Raw genomic sequence first — 25,206 nt, forward strand, 5'->3', positions numbered from 1 at the left:
AATTGCTGGAAGTGGGATACACATAAAGGGTCCTTTTTTATGAAGTATTATGAGAATGGTTTTGTGGCGCAAAAAGTTAAAGCGATTCATCGAGAGCTTGAAAATATACAATTTCCATATCATATTCCACTTGTAGAAAATGAAGAGCCGCATATATTAAAGCAGTTTTGGTTTGAAGGGAAAAGTGCGGAGTATAAACGATTTGAACATCAGCAGCTTTCCCTGCATGCAATCGAAAAACTGCATGAAACATGTGAAGTCATTCCTTGGGCGGAAACAGGCATCTTGTCCACATATCGATTAGAGGAGAAGTGGAAGAGGAGATTTGAGCGTTTTATCCATCATGAAAGAGAACTAAGACGTTTATTAAAAAGCAATTATGATATTTTAGTCAACCATGCTTCCTATGCCTTAGGTTTAATGGCTCAAATAACAGTTCCGAGTGAAAAGCAAACGATTTTACATGGGGATGTTGTTCATCATAATGTGATGCTACGTGGTGAAGACGTGAAACTTATTGATTTTGATTTAGCTTCTTTAGGGGAAGCCTCAGATGAAATTATTTTATGGCTTCATCGCGTATTGCCGCATGTTCAGTATGAAATACAACCGCTTGTAAATGACCACCATTATTTGCATAAAGCGCAGGAAAAGCTTCATTATCTGTTTTTCCCGAATGAAATATTAAGGGAATGTCTGTTTTATCTGAAACTCAGCGACCGTCAAAAGCTTTCCTGCTATCCGTTTATTCAATCGATTGTTTATGACTGGATGAAAAATTACGATTCTTTTGCAAGACAGATCGATACATTGCAAAATTAATTGGCAGTTTATAATCGATGTTAGATGGAGAAGAATATGATAAACTATTAAAGGCTGTCTTAAAGGACGGTCTTTTCTTTTTGAACCAACATACGTTCGGTAATTCACAACTCTTATGCTATAATAGAGCGAGAAATGTGAGGGATAAAACGATGTATGATTATTTAAAAGGACAGGTTACCAGGGTTACACCCGAGTATATTGTATTAGAGCAACAAGGCATTGGCTGGATGCTGTATACGCCAAATCCATTTGCATTCCGTACATCTGCAAGCGAACAGCAAATATATGTATCCTTGCAAGTGCGTGAAGATGCCCAAAATTTATACGGATTCAATAGTTTGGAGCAGCGTGAATTATTTAAAAAGCTGATTCAAGTATCGGGCATCGGTCCAAAAGGCGCGCTTGCTATTTTAGCGAGCGGTAATCCGACTTCAGTCATTCAGGCAATTGAAATGGAAGATGAAGCATTTTTAATCCGTTTCCCGGGCGTCGGGAAAAAAACAGCACGTCAAATGATTCTCGATCTAAAAGGGAAGCTGGACATGCTGCTTGATCACGTCGAGTTACCAAGTGCAGAAAATGAGCTGCCATTGTTTGGAGTGAATCCGAATGAACATGAATTGCAGGAAGCGATGCTGGCACTTGTCGCATTAGGCTATTCAGAAAAGGAATTAGACAAAATCAGACCGCAATTAAGTGAAGACGATAAGTTAACGACAACAGACGCCTATATTAAACAGGCATTGAAGCTGTTGTTGAAATTGAAATAAAAAGGAGTGAGAAGCATGTCAGACCGTGTACTTTCTGGTGAAGCAACAGATGCCGAGCAGCAGTTTGAGCTTTCTTTAAGACCGCAACGTTTAGCGCAATACATAGGCCAAGATAAAGTGAAAGAAAACCTGAAAATATTTATCGAAGCCGCTAAGCTACGTCAGGAAAGTCTTGACCATGTTCTCCTTTATGGTCCACCTGGTTTAGGGAAGACGACGTTAGCGATTGTCATAGCGAACGAGATGGATGTAAATGTAAAGATGACGAGCGGTCCTGCGATTGAGCGACCTGGTGATTTAGCCGCGATTTTAAGCTCTCTTGAAGCAGGGGATGTGCTTTTTATCGATGAAATTCATCGCCTGCCAAGAGCGATTGAAGAAGTGCTTTATTCTGCGATGGAAGATTTCTGTCTGGATATCGTAGTCGGAAAAGGTCCTGAAGCCCGTTCAATCCGATTGGAGTTGCCGCCATTTACACTCGTTGGTGCAACAACGAGAGCAGGTGCTTTATCTGCACCGCTTCGTGACCGTTTTGGTGTATTATCGCGATTGGAATATTATGATGAACAATCATTAGCCGAAATTGTTATCCGTTCCGGTGAATTGTTTGGTGTTGCGCTGGATAAGCATGCGGCATTTGAAATTGCCCGCAGATCCCGAGGGACACCTCGTATCGCAAATCGATTGTTAAAACGTGTCCGTGACTATGCACAAGTATTGGCAGATGGCATTGTTTCCACAAATTTGGCGGAACAGGCACTCGAACTGCTGCAAGTTGATCCACGAGGACTTGATCATATCGATCATAAATTGATGCAGTCAATGATTGAACGATTTGGCGGAGGTCCTGTCGGATTGGATGCATTAGCGGCATCGATCGGAGAAGAGCGTATTACGATTGAAGATGTATATGAACCATATTTATTGCAAATCGGATTTATTCAACGAACACCACGCGGCCGAATCGCGACAAATCTTTGTTACGACCATTTCGGTTATCCGCAGACACAAAAAGAATAGAAGGAAGTTTTGAACGTGAAAGTAGAAGATTTTGATTTTTATTTACCAGAGGAATTAATTGCCCAAACACCATTATTGGATCGTACAGCGAGTCGTTTAATGGTAGTAAATCCAAACTCATTGGAAGTGGAGCATCACACATTCGGTCATATTTTAGATGAGTTAAATGCAGGGGATTGCCTTGTACTGAATGATACACGTGTATTACCTGCACGCTTAATGGGTGTTAAAGCAGATACTGGCGCGAACATTGAATTGTTGCTGTTAAAACAGACAAATGACGATGAGTGGGAGACGTTAGTAAAACCTGCAAAACGTGTTAAAACAGGCACTGTCGTTACATTTGGTGATGGGCTGTTGACTGCGACCTGCACAGGTGAACTGGATCACGGTGGCCGTACTTTTAAATTCACATATGACGGGATTTTTTATGAAATTTTAGACCAACTGGGTGAAATGCCATTACCGCCATATATTCGTGAAAAGTTGGAAGACCAAGATCGTTATCAAACGGTTTATGCGAAAGAGCGCGGTTCTGCAGCAGCACCAACAGCGGGCCTTCATTTTACACAGCCATTACTTGAAGCGATTAAAGCAAAGGGTGTTGAAGTCGTATTTATTACACTGCATGTGGGACTTGGTACATTCCGACCTGTCAGTGTGGATTCGATTGAGGACCATGATATGCACTCTGAATTTTACAGTGTGTCAGAAGAGGCAGCGGCTGTAATTGAACGTGTCAAACAAGCTGGAGGCAAAGTTATTTCGGTAGGGACAACTTCAACCCGTACTCTTGAAACCGTTGCATCGAAAAATGACGGTAAAATTGTCGCTTCTCATGGTTGGACAAATATTTTCATTTATCCGGGCTATGAATATAAAGCAATCGACGGCCTGATTACAAACTTCCATTTACCGAAGTCAACATTAGTGATGCTTGTCAGCGCACTCGCTTCGAAAGAAACAATTATGAACGCTTATGAACAAGCCGTTAAAGAAAAATACCGTTTCTTCAGCTTTGGCGATGCCATGTTTATCCGTCCGGCTAAGTAATTTGCAATTAAACAAAAACCTATATACAATAATAATTTGTGCAACACCTACTAAACTTAGTAGGTGTTTTCATTCGAAGTACTGTATTTACTTTAGAAACGAGAGGATTTTTTTATATGACTGAAACAACAAAACAACCACCAATTCGTTATGAATTGATTAAAACATGTGCACAGACAGGTGCGCGTTTAGGTATTGTCCATACACCACACGGTTCCTTTGAAACACCAACATTTATGCCAGTTGGTACACAAGCGACAGTAAAAGCAATGAGCCCTGAAGAATTAAAAGAAATGAATGCAGGTATTATTCTGTCTAACACATATCACCTATGGTTGCGTCCAGGAAATGATATCGTGAAAGAAGCAGGTGGACTGCATAAATTCATGAACTGGGATCGTCCAATTCTAACTGATTCAGGCGGTTTCCAAGTGTTCTCATTATCTAAGTTCCGTAAAATCGAAGAAGAGGGCGTTTATTTCCGAAACCATTTAAATGGCGACAAGCTGTTTTTATCACCGGAAAAAGCGATGGAAATCCAAAACGACTTAGGTTCTGATATTATGATGGCATTTGATGAATGTCCGCCTTTCCCGGCAACATACGAATACATGGAAGCATCTGTTGACCGCACAACACGTTGGGCAAAACGCTGTAAAGAAGCACATCAACGCCCGGAAGAGCAAGGGCTATTCGGTATTATTCAAGGCGGGGAATATGAAGAGCTGCGCCGTAAATCGGCAGAAGCATTAGTAGAGCTCGATTTCCCTGGTTATGCAATCGGCGGTTTATCAGTTGGAGAGCCGAAAGATATTATGAATAAAGTATTGGACTTTACTGCACCAATGATGCCGGCAGATAAACCACGCTATTTAATGGGTGTCGGTTCACCTGACTCTTTAATCGATGGAGCAATGCGCGGCATCGATATGTTCGACTGTGTATTACCAACACGTATTGCACGTAACGGTACATTGATGACATCTGAAGGACGTATGGTCATCAAAAATGCGAAATATGCAAAAGACTTTACGCCAATCGATGAAAATTGCGATTGCTACACATGTAAAAATTATACACGCGCGTATGTGCGTCATTTATTGCGTACAGAAGAAACATTCGGTTTACGTTTAACGTCATACCATAACTTACGCTTCCTTATTAAATTAATGGAAGATGTACGCCAGGCAATCCGCGAAGACCGTCTAGGCGATTTCAAAGAAGAGTTCTTTGAAAAGTACGGTTACAATAAACCGAATGCTAAAAATTTCTAAAAATATGTTCGAAATTCGAAATTCAATATAATTTTTTTGAGAAAAAAAAGAGTTTTTTGCGCAAAAACCTGCAATTCTATACTATACTAGGTAAGTGAGAAAGAGATAGAGAAAGGGGGCAATTTGAAAATGGAAGGTTTAGTACAATTTTTACCGATTATCGTAATGTTTGTTGCGATGTGGTTCATTTTAATTCGTCCGGCACAAAAACGTCAAAAAGCAACTGCTACAATGCAAAACAGCTTAAAACGTGGTGATAAAGTAGTTACTGTAGGTGGCTTACACGGAGAAGTAGATGCAATTGAAGATACGACTGTCTATTTATTAGTTGACGGAAATACACGTTTAAAATTCGAACGCCAAGCAATTGGCCGTATAGAATCGGTTTAAACGTTACATAAAAAAGCTTGTGGAGTTTAATTTTCCACAAGCTTTTTTGTATTTTTCATGCAATTTCGAACAAGCTATTGTATGAGAGGTGAATCAATTGGAAGATTATACATTAATTATATTTCGAACAATTGTTTTATATGTTATTTTACTAGTTGTTTTCCGCCTTATGGGCAAGCGTGAAGTTGGTGAGCTCAGTATTGTGGATTTGGCAATATTCGTATTGATGGCTGAAGTAGCTGCAATCGCCTTGGACGATTATGACAGGCAGTTCTTTAAAGCCATTTTACCGATAATTTTATTATTTTTGATTCAATATTTAAACTCCTGGCTCATATTAAAAAATAAAAAACTGCGCGACTTTATTGAAGGCGATCCGTCGCTTGTTATCCGCGACGGATATATTTGTGAAGCGGAAATGAAAAAGCAGCGCTATAATCTCGACGATTTACTCCAACAATTACGTGAACAGGGAGTATGCTCTGTGCAGGATGTTGCCTACGCTTTTTTGGAGCAATCCGGAAAGCTATCGATTTACCAAAAAGATCAGGGCGGATTTATTTTACCTCTCATTTTGGATGGCTATGTTGACAAAAGACATTTAAAAATTATTGGTAAAGATGAAAAATGGCTCGTTCATGAATTATTGGTAAACGGTTATCCCAATATACGCGATATATTCTACTGCAGTTATGAAGACGGAAAGTGGTTTGTCCAATTACGAGCGCGAAAATATTGAACGAAGATAATGGAAATCGTTAAAACGGATTTGTTTTGTAATGAACAGTAACAGCAAGACAAACCCAATCGTAATTGCAACGCTTACGATAAGCGGCATTCCGGCAGCAATGATCGGCTGTACAAAACAAGTAAGGATGAAAATACCATACGGCAGAACGAAGAAGCGGAAACCTACATTAATCTTTTTCTGCTGTCTAATAGAAGCGATGTGTAAGAAGGACGTAATCAATACGCCAAAACCTATAGCGATAATCGCGCCTTTTTCCTGAATGGCAGGTTGTGAGGCAAGGAAAAACAGTAAAAATAGTTTCCCTATTCCCCCATAGATGGAATTCATCATGGCAGCCTGTGCTTCATCTAGTGCTTGTAAGATGGAATGAAGCGGACTCTGTATATAATAAAAATAAAAAATAGGAGCCAATATTTTCATATAGCCACGATTTTCCTCAAGATGGAACAGTACCATAGTCAACTCATCGCCGTGTATGAAAAACACAGTAGCGGCCATACAGCCAATTAAAGAAGATAGTCGTAATGAATGTGTAATGCGTTTATTCAGCAACGGGTAATTATTGCTGGCTAGTGCGCTACTAACGGCAGGAATGAGTACAATTGCCAATGCAGCAGGAATGAAAGCCGGAAACAAGAGTAATGGTATATGCACACCTGAGATGATACCGTACAATGTAGTTGCCGCGCCTGCAGCCACTCCTGAAACCGTCAGTGCTTTTAAGAAAATGATTGGTTCCAAAAACCATGTAAAGGTACCAAACAATTTACTGCCCGCTGAAGGCAGTGCAATATTAAAAATCGGTTTTGTAAAGGAAGTGCCTGTTGACCCCTTTTTGAACATTCTACTCGAGCGTTTATAAAAGATCGCTAAAAACAGTAATGAAAAAACTTCACCAATTGCTGTTATTCCCATAGCGGCTGCTGCCGTCAATGCAGGCGACTCTGAAATAAAGTACGGCAATAATACGACAATGAGACCAATTCGTACAAGCTGCTCAAGAAGCTGTGCCCATGCAGTTGGTGCAATTTTCGCTAAACCTTGTAAATATGCTTTTATTAAGCTTGAAAAAATAACGATCGGAATTGTGAAAAGGCTAATATAAAGAGTGAAAATAAGGTTTTCATTATGTAAAAGCACTTTTGCGATATACGGAATAGCAAAATAAATGAATGGGCTAAATAAAATAATTGATATGGCCGAAATTTTGATTGCAGTTTTCATTACCGATGTGACATGTTCCGTTTTCCGTTTCGCGTGGTATTCTGCAATCAGCTTAGAGATGGCAATCGGAATACCTAATTGAATTAGCGAGATGAAAAATATAAATGTCGGGTAAGCCGTCATATAGAGTCCGACCGCTTCCTCCCCGGCAATACGCATAAACTGCATTCTGTACATAAACCCGAGACATTTTGAAATAAATATGACAAACATTAAAAATAATGTTCCTTTTAGAAATGAGCCCAAATAACTTCTACTTTCTCCCTTCTCAATTTAATTTCATTCATATACAATAAAGTATGCAGTAGTAATCGCAGTTAAAACCTAAGTTCAGGAGTGATCGACATGCAAATTCCATTTTTCGGCCTTTACGAGAAGGTACAGCTTATATTGACGAACAAAATCGAGGAATTTCATTACTATGGATATGATTCGATAACAGAACAAGATTTATGGAAATATTGCATCGATAAGGTGTGGCGCAAAAGAGATGTGCAAAATATGCGATTGCATGAGCTGACAGCAGGCATTTTCGGTGCAACTGCTTCGGAAGTGTTAAGCTATATGCAAATAAAGGATTTTAAGCGCAATGAATTGAACTTAAAGCTTTCCAATGAAGAGCTGCAAGGTTTGTTCCATCCGCTTAAAGAGTAGGGAAAAATAAGAATAATATAATAAATTATCTAGTAATAATTTGACAGTTTCCATAAGCTGTTTCATAATGAGAGTGTTGTGCTTTTCAAACTATCGGATTGTTATTTTTGAAAAGTGATTCAGAAAATTATTGAAATGAATACATAGTTTGTGGAAGGTAATTTTTACGTTTTACATCACACCGCGTTTCGTGTGATATTGAGGAGGATTTTTTAATGAAATTAGCAAACCGTATCATTACGTTCGTTCTTGTCGTAGCATTGCTATTTACAGGGATGGGCACAACGGTAGAGAAGGTTTTAAACGATGTAAAACTTGGATTGGACCTTCAAGGTGGATTTGAAGTACTTTATGAAGTGGAAGCACTTGATCAAGGACAAAAGATTACGCAGAGTGTATTGGCGGACACAACGAAAGCATTAGACAATCGTATTAATGAGTTTGGTGTTAGTGAGCCAAGCATTGAAATCGAAGGAGAAGACCGAATTCGTGTACAGCTAGCAGGATTAGCAGATCAGGATTCTGCTCGTGAGCTATTATCGAGTACAGCGAATTTAACTTTCCGTGATGTAAATGATAATATTTTATTGGATGGTACAGATTTAAAGGAAGGTGGCGCAGCGCCTTCATTTGATCAGCAAAACCAGCCAATTGTAACTTTAACATTGAAAGATGCGGCGAAATTCGCAGAAGTGACGCAAAAAGTCATGAGCATGGGCGCACCGAATAACTTATTAGTTGTTTGGCTGGACTTTGAAGAGGGCGTAGATTCTTACGCTGAAGAAAGCAAAAAGCCACCTGAAGAGCAAAAGTTTGTTTCTGCAGCCTCTGTTACTCAAGTATTAAATACAACAGATGTTATGATTTCTGGTAGCTTCACAGTAGATGAAACGAAAAACTTTGCTTCTATACTTAATGCAGGTTCATTACCTGTTAAGTTAACGGAGATTTATTCAACATCGGTTGGGGCACAATTCGGTGAAGATGCTTTGAATGATACAGTATTCGCAGGGGTTGTCGGCGTACTGTTAATCTTCCTGTTCATGCTGCTTTACTACCGTTTACCAGGGTTTATCTCAATTATTACTTTATCGGTTTTCACATATTTAGTGTTAATCGTCTTTAACGGTATTAATGCTGTATTAACATTACCGGGTATCGCCGCGATCGTATTAGGAATCGGGATGGCCGTTGATGCAAATATTTTAACAGCTGAGCGTATTCGTGAAGAACTGCGTGTTGGCCATTCAGTAAAAGACGCATTTAAATTAGGTTCAAAACAATCACTATCAGCAATCATTGATGCGCAATTGACAACTTTACTTGCTGCTGCCGTATTGTTCTACTACGGGACAAGTTCAGTTAAAGGGTTTGCAACGACATTAATTATTTCGATTTTACTATCATTTGTAACAGCTGTATGGGGTTCTCGTGTACTACAGGGACTGCTTGTAAACAGCGGTTACTTCAATAATCCGGCATGGTTCGGAATTAGCAGATCGAAACAGCATTCACTTGATGAAGGAATCACTTCATTGGATTTATCAACGAAATTCGATAAATTAGACTTCGTTGGAAATCGTAAAAAATTCTATGCGATATCTACAATCATTTTAGTTGCAGGGATTGTTGTGCTTGGTGTATTCAAACTGAATTTAGGAATCGATTTCTCAAGTGGTACGCGTGTAGAGATTAAATCTGATACAGCGCTGGTACAAGAAGAAGTGAAGGATTATCTGAATGAAATCGGTTTTGCAAACGAGGATGTCGTGATTTCAGGCGATAATCAGACAATCGCCGTAATGCGCTATAAAGATGACTTCTCTCAACAACAAGTACTTGATTTTAAAGAGCAGGTAAATGAAAAATACGGACATGAGCCAAGCTTAAGTACAGTATCGGATACAGTAGGGAAAGAACTGGCGAAAAATGCAATGTATGCATTGGCGCTGGCGGCACTCGGTATCATTATTTATGTGGCGATCCGCTTTGAATGGCGTATGGGTCTAGGGGCGATTGTTTCATTACTGCATGATGTATTCTTTATTATCGTGATTTTCAGTATACTGCGTCTAGAGGTAGATATTACGTTTATCGCTGCGGTATTAACGATTGTCGGTTATTCGATTAACGATACAATTGTAACGTTTGACCGGATCCGCGAAAATATCGACCGTCACGAAAAAATTACGACGAAAGAAGAGCTGGCATTAATCGTCAACAAATCACTTCGTCAAACGATGGGACGCTCTGTTAATACAGTATTGACGGTTATTGTTGTAGTAATTGCACTTATTTTCCTAGGTGCTCCATCAATTCAAAACTTCTCAATCGCTCTATTGATCGGGTTAGTTACAGGGATTTACTCTTCAATCTGTATCGCGGCACAAGTTTGGTATTCACTGAAATGCCGTGAAATGGACAAAAAAGGTACTTCTGTTGTGAAAAAAGAGAAAAAACAATGGGGTTCAGACGAGCCACAAGTATAAAGATATGAACCGCGTAATGCTTTCGGGCAAATTACGCGGTTTTTGTTTACCCTCACTGAAAAAAAGGAATAAATTTTTAAAATAAGACTTGAGAGGAGGTTCATTATGAAAATTCAATGGACATTAGTAGTTGGACTTATTTTTGCTATTATTATTGCCATTTTTGCTACAGTTAATGTGGATAGCGTACAGGTTAATTATGTCTTTGGAGAAGCACGCTGGCCATTGATATTAGTTATTTTAGGATCGGTATTAATCGGTTTTATCATCAGTTTTTGTTTTTCGGCATTCCGTATGTACGGAGGAAAAAGGCGGACGAAAGCAGTTCGAAAAGATCTTGAAGCAGCACATGTACTGATTAATGAAAAAGATGCAGAGATTATCCGACTGAAAAACGAGCTTCGGGAACAGGGTGCTTCCGCATTTATAACCGAAGAAATCTCGGGTGGCGATAAAATTCAGAAAGAGTAGATAATATGTGATGCTGATCTATAGCAGCTATTTGAAACGTGAACATCGTTCCAAATAGCTTTTTTTTTGTTTAATAGATTCATTTAAGAAAACGTATGGTCATTTTAACTAGCAGAATTATTAAATTTTCGTATCAATATTTCTAGTAATATCAGAAGAAACTTTGGGAAACATGATAGATTTCCGTTATAATGAACTGCGTGAGGAAGTGAATATATATGATACAGTCACAAAAAGTATGGACAATAACAAAGCAAGATGAGCAGCTAGTAAAACAATTCAGTGAACAGCTGAATATTTCAACGATTGCAGCAAAAATTTTAATTGCACGTGGCTGCACATCGATAGAAGAGGCAAAACCATTACTGAAAATTGATGAAACCCAGTATCATGATCCATTTTTAATGGCTGGTATGGACGACGCAGTTATGCGCATTGAACAGGCATTGGATCATGGAGAAAAGATTCTGGTATATGGCGATTACGACGCGGACGGTATTACAAGTACAACTGTGCTGCTAAATGCTTTACTTGATCTTGGGGCAGATGTCAGTTTTGTCATTCCGGATCGGTTTATTCATGGATATGGACCGAATGAAGAACTTTTCAAAAAAGCTTATGAAGATGGCGTAAATTTAATTATTACGGTCGATAATGGGATAAGCGGGATTGAACAAGTAAAAATGGCAAGAGAGCTTGGTATGGATGTGATTATTACCGATCACCATGAAGCGGGTGACATTTTACCGGATGCCAATGTCATCATCCATCCGCGTGTACCAGAAGGTCATTATCCGTTTGGAGAACTCGCAGGGGTAGGGGTAGCCTTTAAATTGGCACATGCATTGTACGGCGAGTTGCCTGATCATCTATTTGAATATGTGGCAGTTGGGACTATTGCCGATTTAGTGCCGCTCGTTGGCGAAAATCGCTATTTAGTACAGCGCGGTTTACAGGCGTTAAAGCAGTCTCCAAATCCTTGGGTAAAGGCCATTTGCGATGCATCAGGGGCAAACAAGAAAGACATCAATGAAGAAACTGTTGGCTTTTATTTTGGCCCCCGCCTGAATGCAATCGGACGACTAGGCAGTGCCGAGCCGGGAGTACACTTTTTAATGAGCGAAGACCCGCTTCAGGCAAATGCATTGGCTACCCAATTGAATGATAAAAATACTGAACGGAAAAAAATTGTGGAAGACATTACAAATGAAGCAATGGCCATGATTGAAGAAGATGCTTCATTAAAAGATTCCCTTGTTCTGGTCGTAGCAGGGGAAGGCTGGAATCCAGGGGTTGTCGGGATCGTTGCATCGCGATTAGTCGAAAAATATTACCGTCCGACAATCGTTCTTTCACTTAATCATGAAAAGGGGATTGCTAAGGGTTCTGCAAGAAGTATTGAAGGGTTCCATCTGTACAATGAGTTGGCAAAAAACCGTGATATTTTACCACATTTCGGCGGCCACCCAATGGCAGCAGGGATGACGTTACCGATTGAACATGTGGCATCATTACGTACCCGGTTAAACGAACAGGCTAAACTTTGTTTAACAGAAGAGCAGCTTGTGCAAAACATGCAAATTGATGTACCGATAGAGCTAAGTGAAATTACCGTTGAGGCGATTGAAGAACTGCGGCAATTGGCTCCATTTGGTACAGAATTTCCGAAACCGGTTTTTGGTATTCAGGATGTAAAAGTAAAATCGATGCGCAAAATCGGTTCCGGTGAAAATCATCTGAAAATGGAATTGGAAGATCCGTATCGTACTCTTGATGCAATTGGGTTCAATAAAGGTTTTTTACATGATGAAATTTCATATGGTGTTGCATTATCATTGGTTGGTGATTTGCAAATCAATGAATGGCAGGGAAATAAAAAACCGCAATTCATGATTCAGGATGTTCGGGTCAATGAATGGCAGCTGTACGATTACCGTGGGAAAAGCAAGACCGCAAACTGGCTTGCTAAAATTCATGTGGAAAAAACAGATTTTATTGCTTTTTCCCAACAGACAAAACTGCACTTTGAACAGGAAATTCCGAAAGAAATTATTAATTTCACAATTGAAACGGAAACCGAAAAACTGCACAAAAATATCGTATTGCTCGATTTGCCGGAAAATGTAGCGGCATTGGAAAAATTACTGCAAGACGTTCAAATTGAACGAATCTATGCACATTTATATACAGACCAATCAGCGTATTTTAATGGCATGCCGACAAGGGAACACTTTAAATGGTATTATGGATTCCTGAAAAAACGTCCGGCTTTTAACTTGAAAGAACATATTCGACAATTATCCGAACATATCGGACTAAATATAGAAGTAATTAAATTTATGACAAAAGTGTTTTTTGAGCTAGGATTTGTTACAATAGAGAATGGTTTGACGACAGTAAACGAAAATGCACCGAAAAAAGCATTATCCGAAGCAACGTCATATAAATTGCGTTCACAACAAATCGAACTTGAGCAAAAACTGGTATATGCCACATACAGCGAACTCAAGCAATGGTTTAATGAACGATTGAGTTCTTGAGGAGGACATAGGAAGAATGGATTTAAAACAATACGTAACAACAGTTGAAAATTGGCCGAAAGAGGGCATCAGCTTTAAAGATATTACAACAATCATGGATAATGGTCCTGCATATAAATATGCGACTGATGAAATTGTAAAATATGCGAAGGAAGTTGGCGCTGAAATCATCGTAGGTCCGGAAGCACGCGGATTTATTATTGGTTGTCCTGTAGCCTATGCATTAGAAATCGGTTTCGCACCAGTTCGTAAACCAGGAAAACTTCCACGTGAAGTCATCTCTGCAGATTATGGTTTGGAATATGGTACAGACACATTAACAATGCATAAAGATGCTGTGAAGCCTGGTCAAAAAGTTTTAATCTGTGATGATTTGCTTGCAACAGGCGGTACAGTTGAAGCAACAGTTCGCTTAATCGAACAATTAGGCGGCGAAGTAGTAGGTGCAGCATTTATTATCGAACTTACAGAATTGAATGGCCGTAACAAAATCAACAATATTCCAATTAAAACTTTAATTCAATATTAATTCACTGAACTATCCTGCAAAAACTTTGCGGGATAGTTTTTTTCAATGAGTTCTATACTAGAAGCTGTTCAATAATTCTACAAATTTCGACTTTCTGCAAAACTAAATGCCCACGTGCCTTTACATTTAGTAGATATCTTTTATACAATTGAACTTATACTTAAAGCGAAAATAGAAAGAACAGGTGGACTCATAATGGCGAAAGAACAAATATTGGCGCCCGAAGATGTTTTCGAGCTCGTCAAATCTTATATGAACGAAGAACATGTTACCTTTGTTGTTAAAGCATATGAGGTAGCGAAAGAAGCACATAAAGAGCAATTCCGCAGTTCAGGAGAACCATATATTATTCACCCGGTACAAGTGGCGGGTATTTTGGCTGAGCTGCAGATGGATCCTGAAACAGTGGCAGCAGGATTTTTGCATGATGTCGTGGAAGACACGGAAGTGACACGCGAAGATCTAGTAAACGAGTTTAGTGAAGAAGTAGCCAAGCTTGTGGACGGGGTAACGAAGCTTGGGAAAATTAAATATATGTCAAAAGAAGAGCAGCAGGCTGAAAACCACCGAAAAATGTTCGTCGCAATGGCTCAGGATATTCGGGTGATTTTAATTAAGCTGGCAGACCGTCTACACAATATGCGGACATTAAAGCATTTGCCTGCTGAAAAACAACGCCGCATTTCACAGGAAACACTTGAAATTTTCGCACCATTAGCACACAGATTAGGAATTTCGAAAGTGAAGTGGGAGCTGGAGGATACGGCATTACGTTATTTAAATCCGCAGCAGTACTACCGGATCGTCAGCTTGATGAAGAAAAAGCGTGATGAACGGGAAGCTTATTTGGATAACGTGATGGACGAAATCAATTCTCAGCTGAAAGAAGTGGAAATTGAAGCGGATATCTTTGGGCGTCCGAAACATTTATACAGCATATACCGCAAAATGGTCCTTCAAAAAAAGCAGTTTAATGAAATTTATGATTTACTGGCTGTACGTATTTTAGTCGATAGTATTAAAGATTGCTACGCGGTAATCGGGATTATCCATACATTATGGAAGCCGATGCCGGGACGTTTTAAAGATTATATTGCGATGCCAAAGCAAAATCTATACCAATCCCTACATACAACTGTCATCGGACCATATGGGGATCCGCTTGAGGTGCAAATCCGTACGAAGGAAATGCATAAAATAGCGGAGTTCGGTATCGCCGCACACTGGGCTTATAAAGAAGGCAAAACCGTTGAACAAAATGCTGAAACAATTGATCAAAAGCTGACTTGGTTCCGTGAAATTCTGGAGTTCCAAAATGAATCGTCGAATGCAGCAGAATTTATGGAATCGCTGAAATTCGATTTATTCTCGGACATGGTATATGTATTCTCGCCAAAAGGGGACGTTATTGAGCTTCCATCCGGTTCTGTGCCGATCGACTTTGCTTACCGCGTTCACTCGGAAGTCGGGAATAAAACAATTGGTGCAAAAGTAAACGGTAAAATGGTACCGCTTGATACGCCTTTAAAAACTGGGGATATTGTAGAAGTTTTAACATCGAAACAATCATTCGGCCCGAGCCGAGACTGGATCAAGATTGCACAAAGTTCGCAGGCGAAAAACAAAATCAAGCAATTTTTCAAAAAGCATGTGCGTGAAGAGAGCGTTGTTAAAGGGAAAGAACTCGTTGAAAAAGAAATTAAGGCTCAGGAGTTTGATATGAAGGAAGTCTTAACAACCGAAAATATTAAACGGGTTATTGAAAAATTCAACTATACACATGAAGATGATTTATATGCAGCTGTAGGCGTAGGCGGAATAACGGCTCAGCAAATCGTCAATCGTCTGGCAGAAAAAATGCGCAAAGAGCGTGAACAGGAAGAAGCGCTCGAAAAAATCGTTAAAAGCATGAATAACCCGACACCGAAAAAACGGACGGAATCAGGTGTTATAGTTAAAGGAATCGATAATTTATTAATTCGTTTATCACGTTGCTGTACTCCGGTACCAGGTGATGATATTGTCGGCTTTATTACGAAAGGTCGTGGTGTTTCAGTACACCGTGCAGATTGTCCGAACATCCAGGAGGATGGAAACCTGGAGCGTCTTATTGAAGTGGAATGGGAAAATGACGGCACACAAATCCGGAAAGACTACCCAGTAGATATCGAGATTTCTGCATTCGACCGTCCAGGAATTTTAAATGATGTCATGCATGCTGTCAGTGAAGCGAAAACCAATATATTGGCAGTTACAGGCCGTGCGGATCGTGAAAAAATTGCCACGATTCATTTAACGATTGCCATCACCAATATTTCGGGACTACATCGTGTTGTCGAAAAAATTAAACAGCTACCGGATATTTATTCGGTTCAGCGTGTAATTAATTAATAGATAGTAGGGGGAAAAGATGCGCGTAATATTACAACGTTCAAAACAGGCATCTGTTACAGTCGATGGACAAGTAACAGGTGCTATTCAAAAAGGCTATGTACTGCTAGTTGGCATTACACATAGTGATACAGAAGAGGATATCGCATATGTAGCGAAAAAAATTACCGACTTGCGTATTTGGGAAGATGAGGACGGCAAGATGAATCGTTCCATTGCTGAAGCAGGGGGTGACATTTTATCAATCTCCCAATTTACACTATATGCCGATACTCGAAAAGGGAAGCGACCAAGTTTTGTTGAAGCGGCAAGACCGGAACAAGCAAAGCCGTTATGGGAAGCACTTAACGAACAGTTAAAGGCGAATGGTTTACATGTTGAAACAGGTGTTTTTGGTGCAATGATGGATGTCGCGCTTATTAATGATGGCCCTGTAACAATCACGATTGAGTCTAAAGGTAAATAATCGATGAACGGATCACTCCTTTTTCGCATATTGTACAGTATGCATACAAAGGAGTGATTTTTTGGTTCAAATGAACGCATATCCGAACGCGTACTGGCTTGAAGCGATCCAAAATTATTTAGGGCAAATGGTTGCCGTCCAGCAAGAAGGGAATCGTGTTCAGCAAGGGATATTGGCAGCAATCTGTCCGGACTATATTGTGCTTGATGTTTGCCAGACACCGTTCTATATTCGTATCGATAAAATAGTCTCGATCATGCCGTTTTTAAAAAAATAAAATGAATGTGGTCTACGCACTCCCTAATCGTCATAAGCTTACAATGACAATTAGGGGGTGCTTTATTGTTTCAACGCGTCAATCGATTACTTATTGATTTACCACAGGTTGAATATGGAGACGCAAATGCTGCAAGTGCAGTACAGGAATTACTAGGCGGTAAGTTTGGCGAAATGTCGACTTTGAATAACTATATGTATCAGTCATTCAATTTCCGAGGTAAAAAGAAATTAAAGCCATTTTATGATTTAGTTGCGAGTATTACAGCAGAAGAGTTTGGACATGTGGAGCTCGTAGCGACGACAATCAATTTACTCAGCAAAGATACGACGTTTTCCGGAAACCCGAATCTGGCACCGATGATGAACGCCAAAAATATGCGCAATACGCAAAGCTTTATCGCTTCTGCACAGACAGCTTTACCTGTTGATTCGATGGGTAAGCCATGGAATGGGGAATATGTGTTTACCAGCGGGAATTTAGTGCTCGATTTACTGCATAATTTCTTCTTGGAGTGTGGCGCGCGGACACATAAAATGCGGGTATATGAGATGACGGATCATCCGACAGCCCGTGAAATGATCGGCTATTTACTGGTGCGCGGCGGGACACATGTTGTTGCCTATGCAAAAGCACTGGAAATGGCGACAGGTGTGGATGTAACTCGAATGGTTCCAATTCCTAGCCTTGACAATCATGTATTTGACCACGCAAGAAAATACGAAGAACGTGGTTATGGAAATGTATTGTTTACGTGGAATTACGTAGGGGATTACCAGGATATTAATAAAATATGGAAAGGGACACATCCGACAACGAATGCACCGCTCATTGTTGAAGAGGGCACGCCAAAAGGTGCAAAAATGCCGGATTTAGATGAATTGCCGGAAGAGTTTGCACCGGGTATCGGTCCGGAAGAGTTCCAGATGATCGCGAAACGTCTTATGTTCAATATGTAATACAAACACCCATTTTTCTCTGAGAAAAATGGGTGTTTGTTGTTAAAAATATCCGTTTCTTACCGTATTCATTGAAAAATCTTCATCTTCAGCATTCGTAATTAAAGTTTAGGCTATTCAATACCTTCGCAATAGTTCACTACTGTTTGGAAGTCGAGGTCACCGCCGAAAATGGAAAGGGCGCTGCCGATTGTAACGTGCAATTTTCCATTTGAAAGTGATTCGAACTTTTTCAGATCGTCAATTGAACGCACACCGCCAGCATACGTTGTCGGAATTGATGTCCATTCTGCCAAGTCACGTACTAAATCCTCCTGCATACCACTGCGTTTTCCCTCTACATCAACCGCATGGATGAGCAGCTCGTCACAATATTCTTCAATTTCTTTAATTGACTGCGCATTAACTTCAAAGTCGCTGAATTTTGTCCATTTGTCAGTTACAACATACCATTTACCGTCACGTTTCCGACAGCTCAGATCCAGGACAAGTTTTTCTTTACCGATTTTTTTGACTAATTGTTCCAGCCGGTCCATATCGAGCTGGCCGTCATGGAAAATATATGATGTCACAATTACATGTGAAGCACCAGCATCAATATATTTTTGTGCGTTGTTGGCCGTAATACCGCCGCCTATTTGAAGACCGTTCGGGTAAGTTTGTAAAGCAGAAATTGCCGCTTCTTCATTACCGGGACCAAGCATGATGACATGTCCGCCCGTCAGTTTGTTTTGCAGAAATAATGAAGCGTAATACGAGGCGCCTTGGTCAGAAGTGAAATTTTCAACCACTTCTTTATTTTCGTAGCCAAGTGTGCTTCCGACAATTTGCTTTACTTCTCCATCGTGTAAGTCAATACAAGGTCTAAAATTCATGTTCGTCACTACTTTCTCTAACATTCTATTATCATCATAACATTTTAGTGTACTAAATTAATAGAAAAATCAGACGTAATGGCTTGTTTGCATTATTGTAGGACATGCTTTAATCGGTATGATAAAATGGGCTTACAATTTATTAGAAAGCGTGGCATGGAAATGGCGGAAAATCTAAATTTGTTTGACGTAAATAAGCTCTTTATTTTAGGTCGACCGATTGTAACAATTTTTCATAATGCAACGAATATGTACTCCATTGTTCGTGTCAAAATTCAAGAAACAAATATTCAGTATGACGAAAAAGAAATCATCATTGTTGGCTACTTCCCGCAATTAGTCAATGATGAACAATACCGCTTTACAGGGCAGTTAAAAAGTCATCCGAAATACGGGATGCAATTTCAAATTGATACATTTGAAAAAGAAGTGCCGACAACCGAGCAAGGAATCGTCCATTATTTATCAAGTGACCTATTTTCAGGTGTGGGCAGAAAAACGGCAGAGACAATTGTGGAAAAGCTCGGTATGGATGCTCTTACGAAAATACTGGAGGATCCGTCTGCACTCGATGCTGTTCCCCGGTTATCAGCTGAAAAAAAGTTACATATTCGCCAAACGATCGAGGAAAACCTTGGACTGGAACGGGTGATGGTGCGGCTGAATGATTGGGGCTTTGGGCCACAGCTTGGGATGAAAATTTACCAGGCTTATCGGGAAGAAACAATTCAGTTACTGACAGAAAACCCTTACCGTTTAATCGAGGAAGTGGAAGGGGTCGGTTTTATACGTGCCGATGAACTTGGTGCGAAGCTGGGTATTACGGGAAATCACCCGGATCGAATAAAGGCTGCCATTTTCCATGTACTGACAAATGCCGCGTTATCAGAAGGACATGTTTATTTGGATGCGGAAATGGTGCTTCCAATGGTTAAAGATATGCTTGAACAAAGTCAGCGCATCGAAATCCCGTATGAAGCGATTTCGAAAGCGGCAATCGATATGCGTGAGGAATCGAAAATTTGCGGTGAGGAAACACGCATGTACTTACCGTCACTCTATTTTAGTGAAGTAGGTATTGCAAGTAAGATCAATGAACTGAAAGAAAAAAACAAAACAGCCGAAAGTTTTACGAAAGATGAAATCCGAAAAGCGATTGGCGATATTGAAGAACAATATGATGTGACGTATGCGCCAACACAGGCACAGGCGATTGAAACGGCGATCAATTCTGCCGTCATGATTTTAACAGGAGGACCCGGCACGGGAAAAACAACCGTTGTACGAGGTTTGGTGGAAGTATATGCGGAACTTCACGGGTTATCATTAAATCCAAAAACATATGCTGAAAAAGAGGAACCGTTTCCTATTGTCCTTGCAGCCCCAACAGGACGTGCAGCGAAAAGACTGGCGGAATCGACAGGCTTACCTGCTATGACAATACACAGGCTGTTAGGCTTTAATGGTCAGGAAAAGGATGAAGAAACAGAGCGTGAAGTCGTAGGTCGTCTCATTATTATCGATGAGATGTCGATGGTTGATACATGGCTGGCACATCAACTGTTAAAAGCACTGCATGAAGATGTTCAAGTAGTTTTTGTAGGGGATCAAGATCAGTTACCGCCTGTCGGTCCAGGGCAAGTCTTAAAGGATTTGCTTGCATCCAAACAAATTCCGACTGTCGAATTAACGGATATATACCGTCAAGCGGAAGGGTCTACAATTATCGAGATGGCCCACCAAATCAAAAAAGGCAAAGTTCCGGATACGTTGACTGCAAAAACAACGGACCGCTCGTTTATACAAGCTGGAGCCGCACAAGTAACGAGTGTTGTCACACAGGTTGTAAAAGGTGCACTTGCGAAGGGACAGGCAATTCGAGATATTCAAGTATTGGCGCCAATGTACAAAGGACCTGCAGGCATCGATAATTTAAATAAAGAAATTCAGCAGCTCGTCAATCCGAATGATGGGACGAGAAAAGAACTTGTTTTTGGTGATACGATTTATCGTATAGGGGACAAAGTGCTGCAGCTAGTGAATCAGCCGGATAATAATGTATTCAACGGGGATATGGGAGAAGTGATTTCCATTATCCGTGCAAAGGAAACAGTGGAAAAGCAGGATTTACTTATCGTCAGCTATGATGGGATCGAAGTAACATATCAGCGTGCTGATTTAAATCAGATTACATTGGCCTATTGCTGTTCGATCCATAAATCGCAAGGCTCTGAATTTCAAACGGTCATTATGCCGATTGTTCGCGGCTATTCGAAAATGCTTCGTAGAAATTTACTGTATACGGGTATTACACGTGCTAAAAACTTTTTAATATTATGTGGTGAGCCGGATGTACTGGCGAGCGGTTTAGCAAAAACAGATGATTTAACACGCTTGACAACATTGAAGGCACGTTTAAATTCAGAATTTATTGCTGAAGAAAAGATGGAAGCGACACCGGAATTGGAAGAGAAAAAGGCGTCTGTAAGTGAAGTGAAACAAATTCCTTCATCAGAGCAGCTCGGTCTCTTGAATGTTTCGGCTTCACATAAGATCGGGGAATCCCTGCCAAATCACTTAACGGCAGAAACAGCACCATATATTCATCCATTAATTGGTATGGCAAATATATCGCCGTATGATTTCAACGAAGAATAGTACTAGCCATTTCCGTTCATGTTTGAACGGAAATGGCTAGTTTTTTTAATTTATGGAAAAGTACTATTTAGGACAAATTTTAAAAAATGATGAGTTTATGTTCACGTGTACAGGGAAAATGTTTTTAAAATATAATAAAAGTTTGAAACAAAACGGGGCATACTAAAAAAATGATAACTTTTTGCTGAAAAATCAGAACTTTTAAAAGAAACTATTAATTAATATTATTTCTATGGGTATGTTAGTATGAAAAAAACTTATATGACGTCCGAAGTTGGATGTCAGTAATTACAAAATGAAAAGGTTTTCAAAACAAAGGAGAAGGTGCACATACATGGATTTCGTATGGGGAATCATAGGTATTCTGGGAATCGTAGCGATTGCCATCGGGTTATCTAATAACCGTAAAGCAATTCAATGGAGAATTATTATTTCAGGATTAATTGTCCAATTGATTTTTGCATTTATCGTATTAAAATGGTCTTTCGGCCGTGAGAAGCTTATGCAACTTTCTGAAGGTGTGCAGAAGCTGGTTAGTTATGCCAATGAAGGGATTGTCTTTGTATTTGGCGGTTTAGCAGATCCGGATAATGTCGGATTTGTATTCGCAATGAGCGTATTAACAATTATTATTTTCTTCTCATCTTTAATCTCTGTCCTTTATTACTTAGGGATTATGCAATTTGTCATTAAGATTATCGGTGGTTTCTTATCAAAAGTATTAGGTACGACAAAAGCGGAATCAGTGAATGCTGCTGCTAATATTTTCGTTGGACAAACAGAAGCTCCGCTTGTTATTCGTCCATTTTTAAATAAAATGACAAGATCACAAATGTTCGCGGTTATGACAGGTGGACTTGCATCGGTTTCGGGTTCAGTTTTAATCGGTTATTCTTTATTAGGTGTTCCGCTTGAATACTTATTGGCGGCAAGCTTCATGGCTGCACCAGCAGGATTGGTAATGGCAAAATTAATGATTCCTGAAACAGAAGAAGTAAATGAAGATGACTTTAAATTAGAGCGTAACTCTGAAGCAACAAACGTTATTGATGCAGCGGCTGTTGGTGCATCTGACGGTTTGAAATTAGCAGTAAACGTTGGAGCAATGCTATTAAGTTTCATCGCATTAATTGCCTTATTAAACGGTATTTTAGGCGGTATCACAGGATTATTCGGCTTTGAAAATGTAACACTTGAAGGTTTATTAGGTTATGTATTTGCTCCACTGGCATTTTTAATCGGTGTTCCTTGGGATGAAGCAGTACGTGCAGGTTCATTTATCGGTCAAAAATTAATCTTAAATGAATTTGTTGCCTACTCTAACTTCGGTCCGGTTATCGGCGAGCTTTCAGACAAAACAGCCATCATTATTTCGTTTGCGCTTTGTGGTTTCGCAAACTTAAGTTCAATGGGTATTTTAATCGGTGGTTTAGGTGGTATGGCGCCGGATAAACGTCCAATGATTGCACAGCTTGCGATTAAAGCAGTTGCTGCAGGAACATTGGCATCATTATTATCAGCTGCAATTGCCGGTATGTTTATTTAATATCATTCAGTATTCAAGAGACTGTGCTAAAAATATATTTAGCGCAGTCTTTTTTTAATACGAAATTTCTGCTGCGAGTTTTTCCAGTTCAGACCGATTTGTCAGAATATAACCCCGATTTTGCTTCGTGATATAGCCCGCCTCGCTGAATTGTGCAAGAACAAAAAGCAGGTGGCGATATGATACACCTAAGTAATCACAGACTTCAGTATGTTTTTCTTTATAGAATTGTTGATCCGATGATAGTAAAATGAATGAAGCTAACCGGTTTTCCAGAGGATAGGCCTGATTTTGCGTATATTTTGTTGTTGCTGTTGTTGCTTTATGACTTAAAAATAGACAGAGCATTTTTAGGAAAACAGGATCTGCCAATAATTTTTCCTTCACTTCCTGAATCGCAATCGCAAAACATACCGACTTTGACAAAGTTTGAATGCCTTTTGAATAGCGTTCAGCGTTTAGCAGCTCCATTTCCCCCATAAACGTGGGGGCGGTAATAAAATCGATGAGCGAAATTTTCCCGTTTTTATGGGTAATATATAATTTAGCTTTCCCTTCAACCATGTAATATAAATAGTCGGGGAAAGAATGCTCATGGAAAATAAATTCCCCTTTGTCGAATTCGTACACATTGATATATGGCACAATGTCAAACGAAAAAAATTGGGAAATCGGGTATTGTTCGATATAGGGGAGACTTTCATCTATTGGTAACTTTCTCAAATTATAGAGCAACTCCTTCCAATAAAATATGAGATTTCTCACATTATTGTAGTATTTCTCATGTTAATATTCAACTTAATAAATTTGAAAAAAGGATGAAGATTATGAATAATCAGCGTTGGCTCGCGAAAAATTTCTTTATGTTCTTTATTACGTGGGGGATTTTCCTGCCATATTGGACGGGTTGGCTTATTAATGATAAAGAGCTTACGGTTTCGGAAGCGAGCATAATAATGGGTTTTGGGCTGGTTGCAAGGGCCCTTTCAACGATGTTTATTTTTCCGTTTGTTTCAAAAGTGATGAGCAACAAAAATGTGCTGATCTTTTTTACTGCAAGTTCATTAGTTGTGACACTGCTATACATACCGATTAATTCATTTGGCGGCCTGTTTTTAATGACATTGCTGTTCAGCGCCTTTTACCCGGCATTACTACCGGCTGTTGAGAGCAGTGCTTCCACATTAATGCAACATGGATCCATCCATTATGGAAAAGCACGTTCATTTGGATCTTTCGGGTTTGTTGTCGCTGTATTGATCATTAGTATGATTAGCGGGATGTACGGGGAGCAAATGATTTTATGGATGATGATTGTAGGATTGGCCGCATTACTCATCATTCAATTTATGCCTGCACCTCAAGTATTGAGTTTAGTGCCGGTAAAAGAGGAAGGTAAAACGCTCTCAATGAAAGGGCTATTTGAAGTAAAAAGCTTCATCATCGTATTGTTTGTTGTTATTTTGCTTCAGGGGGCACACGCATCGTATTATAACTACGGCTATATTTATTTACAGGAGCTGAATGTCAATCCGTTTTATATCGGAATGATTTTAAATGTCGCAGTAATATTTGAAATCCTTTATTTTTATAAGGCAGATACATTTTTGACAAAATGGAAGCCTTCTTCGTTAATGCTCGTTGCTGCAATTGGCTCGAGTGTTCGTTGGATACTAGTTTACGCATTTCCGAATATGCCGATGTTTATCTTATCTCAGGCACTACACGCTCTGTCATTTGCGATGGCGCATTATGCCTTTATCCGCTATATTTCCAAAGCTTTACCTCAAGAGCAGATCCCAAATGCACAGGGGATTTATTCTGCACTTGCAATGAGTTTAAGTGCAGCGATTCTTACACTTTTAGGTGGTGCACTTTATGAAATCGAGCCAGGTTTGGCATTCTTGGGAATGATCATTTGTACCGTGCCGGCCATCCTATTAATTTTACTGACGAAAAAACGTTTTAATTATTAAGGAATGCCAATTGACAGCACGATGTCTATTTTTTATAATGAAGAGCATAATAAAATGAAAACGATGAT

General features: G+C 39.6%; 22 protein-coding genes and 1 other annotated feature (1 of these 23 running past the window's edge). Of the genes, 19 read left to right on the forward strand and 3 right to left on the reverse strand.

The window, feature by feature from the left end; genetic code table 11:
* Positions 1 to 39: 39 nt before the first annotated feature.
* The 7 genes from CBM15_RS04805 (at position 40) to CBM15_RS04835 (ending at position 6,071) form a co-directional block, all read left to right on the forward strand.
* Positions 40 to 822 (forward strand): phosphotransferase, encoded by a 783-nt coding sequence (locus CBM15_RS04805; protein ID WP_087615945.1) that lies wholly within the window; start codon positions 40 to 42, stop codon positions 820 to 822.
* A gap of 152 nt (positions 823 to 974) precedes the next feature.
* Positions 975 to 1,595 carry a Holliday junction branch migration protein RuvA gene (ruvA, locus tag CBM15_RS04810; protein ID WP_008405232.1) on the forward strand — a complete coding sequence of 207 codons (621 nt, stop codon included), beginning with the start codon at positions 975 to 977 and terminating at the stop codon, positions 1,593 to 1,595.
* 15 nt (positions 1,596 to 1,610) lie between these two features.
* Positions 1,611 to 2,615: a Holliday junction branch migration DNA helicase RuvB gene (gene ruvB, locus CBM15_RS04815; RefSeq protein WP_087615947.1), complete on the forward strand. Its 1,005-nt coding sequence runs from the start codon at positions 1,611 to 1,613 to the stop codon at positions 2,613 to 2,615.
* Positions 2,616 to 2,630: 15 nt separating this feature from the next.
* Positions 2,631 to 3,668, forward strand: coding sequence for a tRNA preQ1(34) S-adenosylmethionine ribosyltransferase-isomerase QueA (gene queA, locus CBM15_RS04820; RefSeq protein WP_014823347.1), 1,038 nt, complete (start codon positions 2,631 to 2,633; stop codon positions 3,666 to 3,668).
* Between the two features lie 116 nt (positions 3,669 to 3,784).
* Positions 3,785 to 4,942, forward strand: a complete 1,158-nt coding sequence (tgt, locus tag CBM15_RS04825; protein ID WP_008405238.1) for a tRNA guanosine(34) transglycosylase Tgt — start codon at positions 3,785 to 3,787, stop codon at positions 4,940 to 4,942.
* Positions 4,943 to 5,071: 129 nt separating this feature from the next.
* A complete protein-coding gene (yajC, locus tag CBM15_RS04830; RefSeq protein WP_008405239.1) occupies positions 5,072 to 5,332 on the forward strand; it encodes a preprotein translocase subunit YajC in 261 nt (86 codons plus the stop codon).
* Between the two features lie 97 nt (positions 5,333 to 5,429).
* Positions 5,430 to 6,071, forward strand: coding sequence for a DUF421 domain-containing protein (locus CBM15_RS04835; protein WP_014823350.1), 642 nt, complete (start codon positions 5,430 to 5,432; stop codon positions 6,069 to 6,071).
* Here the strand turns inward: CBM15_RS04835 and CBM15_RS04840 are convergent.
* A complete protein-coding gene (locus tag CBM15_RS04840) occupies positions 6,051 to 7,520 on the reverse strand; it encodes a putative polysaccharide biosynthesis protein (RefSeq protein ID WP_239534689.1) in 1,470 nt (489 codons plus the stop codon). The genes CBM15_RS04835 and CBM15_RS04840 overlap by 21 nt on opposite strands.
* A 132-nt stretch (positions 7,521 to 7,652) precedes the next feature.
* Between CBM15_RS04840 and CBM15_RS04845 the strand changes: the two genes are divergently transcribed.
* The 9 genes from CBM15_RS04845 (at position 7,653) to CBM15_RS04885 (ending at position 18,083) form a co-directional block, all read left to right on the forward strand.
* Positions 7,653 to 7,961 (forward strand): post-transcriptional regulator, encoded by a 309-nt coding sequence (locus CBM15_RS04845; RefSeq protein ID WP_008407679.1) that lies wholly within the window; start codon positions 7,653 to 7,655, stop codon positions 7,959 to 7,961.
* A gap of 215 nt (positions 7,962 to 8,176) precedes the next feature.
* Positions 8,177 to 10,450, forward strand: a complete 2,274-nt coding sequence (gene secDF, locus CBM15_RS04850; RefSeq protein WP_087615951.1) for a protein translocase subunit SecDF — start codon at positions 8,177 to 8,179, stop codon at positions 10,448 to 10,450.
* Positions 10,451 to 10,555: 105 nt separating this feature from the next.
* Positions 10,556 to 10,921, forward strand: a complete 366-nt coding sequence (locus CBM15_RS04855) for a LapA family protein (RefSeq protein WP_087615953.1) — start codon at positions 10,556 to 10,558, stop codon at positions 10,919 to 10,921.
* Between the two features lie 218 nt (positions 10,922 to 11,139).
* Entirely contained in the window at positions 11,140 to 13,461 is a 2,322-nt protein-coding gene (recJ, locus tag CBM15_RS04860) for a single-stranded-DNA-specific exonuclease RecJ (RefSeq protein ID WP_087615955.1), read from the forward strand.
* A gap of 16 nt (positions 13,462 to 13,477) precedes the next feature.
* Complete coding sequence (locus CBM15_RS04865) at positions 13,478 to 13,990, forward strand: adenine phosphoribosyltransferase (protein WP_008407673.1); 513 nt, start codon at positions 13,478 to 13,480, stop codon at positions 13,988 to 13,990.
* Positions 13,991 to 14,185: 195 nt separating this feature from the next.
* Positions 14,186 to 16,381 carry a RelA/SpoT family protein gene (locus CBM15_RS04870; RefSeq protein WP_087615956.1) on the forward strand — a complete coding sequence of 732 codons (2,196 nt, stop codon included), beginning with the start codon at positions 14,186 to 14,188 and terminating at the stop codon, positions 16,379 to 16,381.
* 19 nt (positions 16,382 to 16,400) lie between these two features.
* Positions 16,401 to 16,847, forward strand: a complete 447-nt coding sequence (dtd, locus tag CBM15_RS04875) for a D-aminoacyl-tRNA deacylase (protein ID WP_087615958.1) — start codon at positions 16,401 to 16,403, stop codon at positions 16,845 to 16,847.
* A gap of 70 nt (positions 16,848 to 16,917) precedes the next feature.
* Positions 16,918 to 17,124: a YuzF family protein gene (locus tag CBM15_RS04880; protein WP_231918654.1), complete on the forward strand. Its 207-nt coding sequence runs from the start codon at positions 16,918 to 16,920 to the stop codon at positions 17,122 to 17,124.
* A 65-nt stretch (positions 17,125 to 17,189) separates the two neighbouring features.
* Complete coding sequence (locus CBM15_RS04885; RefSeq protein ID WP_087615960.1) at positions 17,190 to 18,083, forward strand: manganese catalase family protein; 894 nt, start codon at positions 17,190 to 17,192, stop codon at positions 18,081 to 18,083.
* A gap of 113 nt (positions 18,084 to 18,196) precedes the next feature.
* On the opposite strand, the gene hisA is transcribed toward CBM15_RS04885, so the two are convergent.
* On the reverse strand, positions 18,197 to 18,958 hold the full coding sequence (hisA, locus tag CBM15_RS04890) for a phosphoribosylformimino-5-aminoimidazole carboxamide ribotide isomerase (RefSeq protein WP_087616576.1): 762 nt from the start codon (positions 18,956 to 18,958) through the stop codon (positions 18,197 to 18,199).
* Positions 18,959 to 19,120: 162 nt separating this feature from the next.
* Here hisA and recD2 point away from each other — a divergent pair, with 162 nt between their 5' ends.
* The gene (gene recD2, locus CBM15_RS04895; RefSeq protein ID WP_087616579.1) at positions 19,121 to 21,616 is read left to right on the forward strand and encodes an SF1B family DNA helicase RecD2; all 2,496 of its coding nucleotides are present in this window, start codon (positions 19,121 to 19,123) and stop codon (positions 21,614 to 21,616) included.
* A 334-nt stretch (positions 21,617 to 21,950) separates the two neighbouring features.
* Positions 21,951 to 23,162, forward strand: a complete 1,212-nt coding sequence (locus tag CBM15_RS04900; RefSeq protein WP_087615962.1) for a NupC/NupG family nucleoside CNT transporter — start codon at positions 21,951 to 21,953, stop codon at positions 23,160 to 23,162.
* A gap of 54 nt (positions 23,163 to 23,216) precedes the next feature.
* Here the strand turns inward: CBM15_RS04900 and yeiL are convergent, their stop codons facing one another.
* A complete protein-coding gene (yeiL, locus tag CBM15_RS04905; protein ID WP_087615964.1) occupies positions 23,217 to 23,885 on the reverse strand; it encodes a transcriptional regulator YeiL in 669 nt (222 codons plus the stop codon).
* A 104-nt stretch (positions 23,886 to 23,989) separates the two neighbouring features.
* On the opposite strand from yeiL, the gene CBM15_RS04910 reads away from it, so the two are divergent.
* Positions 23,990 to 25,138, forward strand: coding sequence for an MFS transporter (locus CBM15_RS04910; RefSeq protein WP_087615965.1), 1,149 nt, complete (start codon positions 23,990 to 23,992; stop codon positions 25,136 to 25,138).
* A gap of 54 nt (positions 25,139 to 25,192) precedes the next feature.
* Positions 25,193 to 25,206: a binding site (T-box leader), on the forward strand (it continues 194 nt past the right edge of the window).

The sequence above is a fragment of the Solibacillus kalamii genome (assembly GCF_002174535.1).
Taxonomy (GTDB): Bacteria; Bacillota; Bacilli; order Bacillales_A; family Planococcaceae; genus Solibacillus; species Solibacillus silvestris.

Coding starts and splice junctions, on each gene's coding strand:
- CBM15_RS04845 (WP_008407679.1), top strand. CDS start 7,653: ATGCAAATTCCATTTTTCGGCCTTTACGAGAAGGTACAGCTTATATTG.
- secDF (WP_087615951.1), top strand. CDS start 8,177: ATGAAATTAGCAAACCGTATCATTACGTTCGTTCTTGTCGTAGCATTG.
- CBM15_RS04880 (WP_231918654.1), top strand. CDS start 16,918: ATGAACGCATATCCGAACGCGTACTGGCTTGAAGCGATCCAAAATTAT.
- CBM15_RS04840 (WP_239534689.1), bottom strand. CDS start 7,520: ATGTTTGTCATATTTATTTCAAAATGTCTCGGGTTTATGTACAGAATG.
- CBM15_RS04805 (WP_087615945.1), top strand. CDS start 40: ATGAAGTATTATGAGAATGGTTTTGTGGCGCAAAAAGTTAAAGCGATT.
- dtd (WP_087615958.1), top strand. CDS start 16,401: ATGCGCGTAATATTACAACGTTCAAAACAGGCATCTGTTACAGTCGAT.
- CBM15_RS04855 (WP_087615953.1), top strand. CDS start 10,556: ATGAAAATTCAATGGACATTAGTAGTTGGACTTATTTTTGCTATTATT.
- hisA (WP_087616576.1), bottom strand. CDS start 18,958: ATGAATTTTAGACCTTGTATTGACTTACACGATGGAGAAGTAAAGCAA.
- tgt (WP_008405238.1), top strand. CDS start 3,785: ATGACTGAAACAACAAAACAACCACCAATTCGTTATGAATTGATTAAA.
- recJ (WP_087615955.1), top strand. CDS start 11,140: ATGATACAGTCACAAAAAGTATGGACAATAACAAAGCAAGATGAGCAG.
- CBM15_RS04900 (WP_087615962.1), top strand. CDS start 21,951: ATGGATTTCGTATGGGGAATCATAGGTATTCTGGGAATCGTAGCGATT.
- CBM15_RS04870 (WP_087615956.1), top strand. CDS start 14,186: ATGGCGAAAGAACAAATATTGGCGCCCGAAGATGTTTTCGAGCTCGTC.
- ruvB (WP_087615947.1), top strand. CDS start 1,611: ATGTCAGACCGTGTACTTTCTGGTGAAGCAACAGATGCCGAGCAGCAG.
- CBM15_RS04865 (WP_008407673.1), top strand. CDS start 13,478: ATGGATTTAAAACAATACGTAACAACAGTTGAAAATTGGCCGAAAGAG.
- ruvA (WP_008405232.1), top strand. CDS start 975: ATGTATGATTATTTAAAAGGACAGGTTACCAGGGTTACACCCGAGTAT.
- yajC (WP_008405239.1), top strand. CDS start 5,072: ATGGAAGGTTTAGTACAATTTTTACCGATTATCGTAATGTTTGTTGCG.
- recD2 (WP_087616579.1), top strand. CDS start 19,121: ATGGCGGAAAATCTAAATTTGTTTGACGTAAATAAGCTCTTTATTTTA.
- CBM15_RS04910 (WP_087615965.1), top strand. CDS start 23,990: ATGAATAATCAGCGTTGGCTCGCGAAAAATTTCTTTATGTTCTTTATT.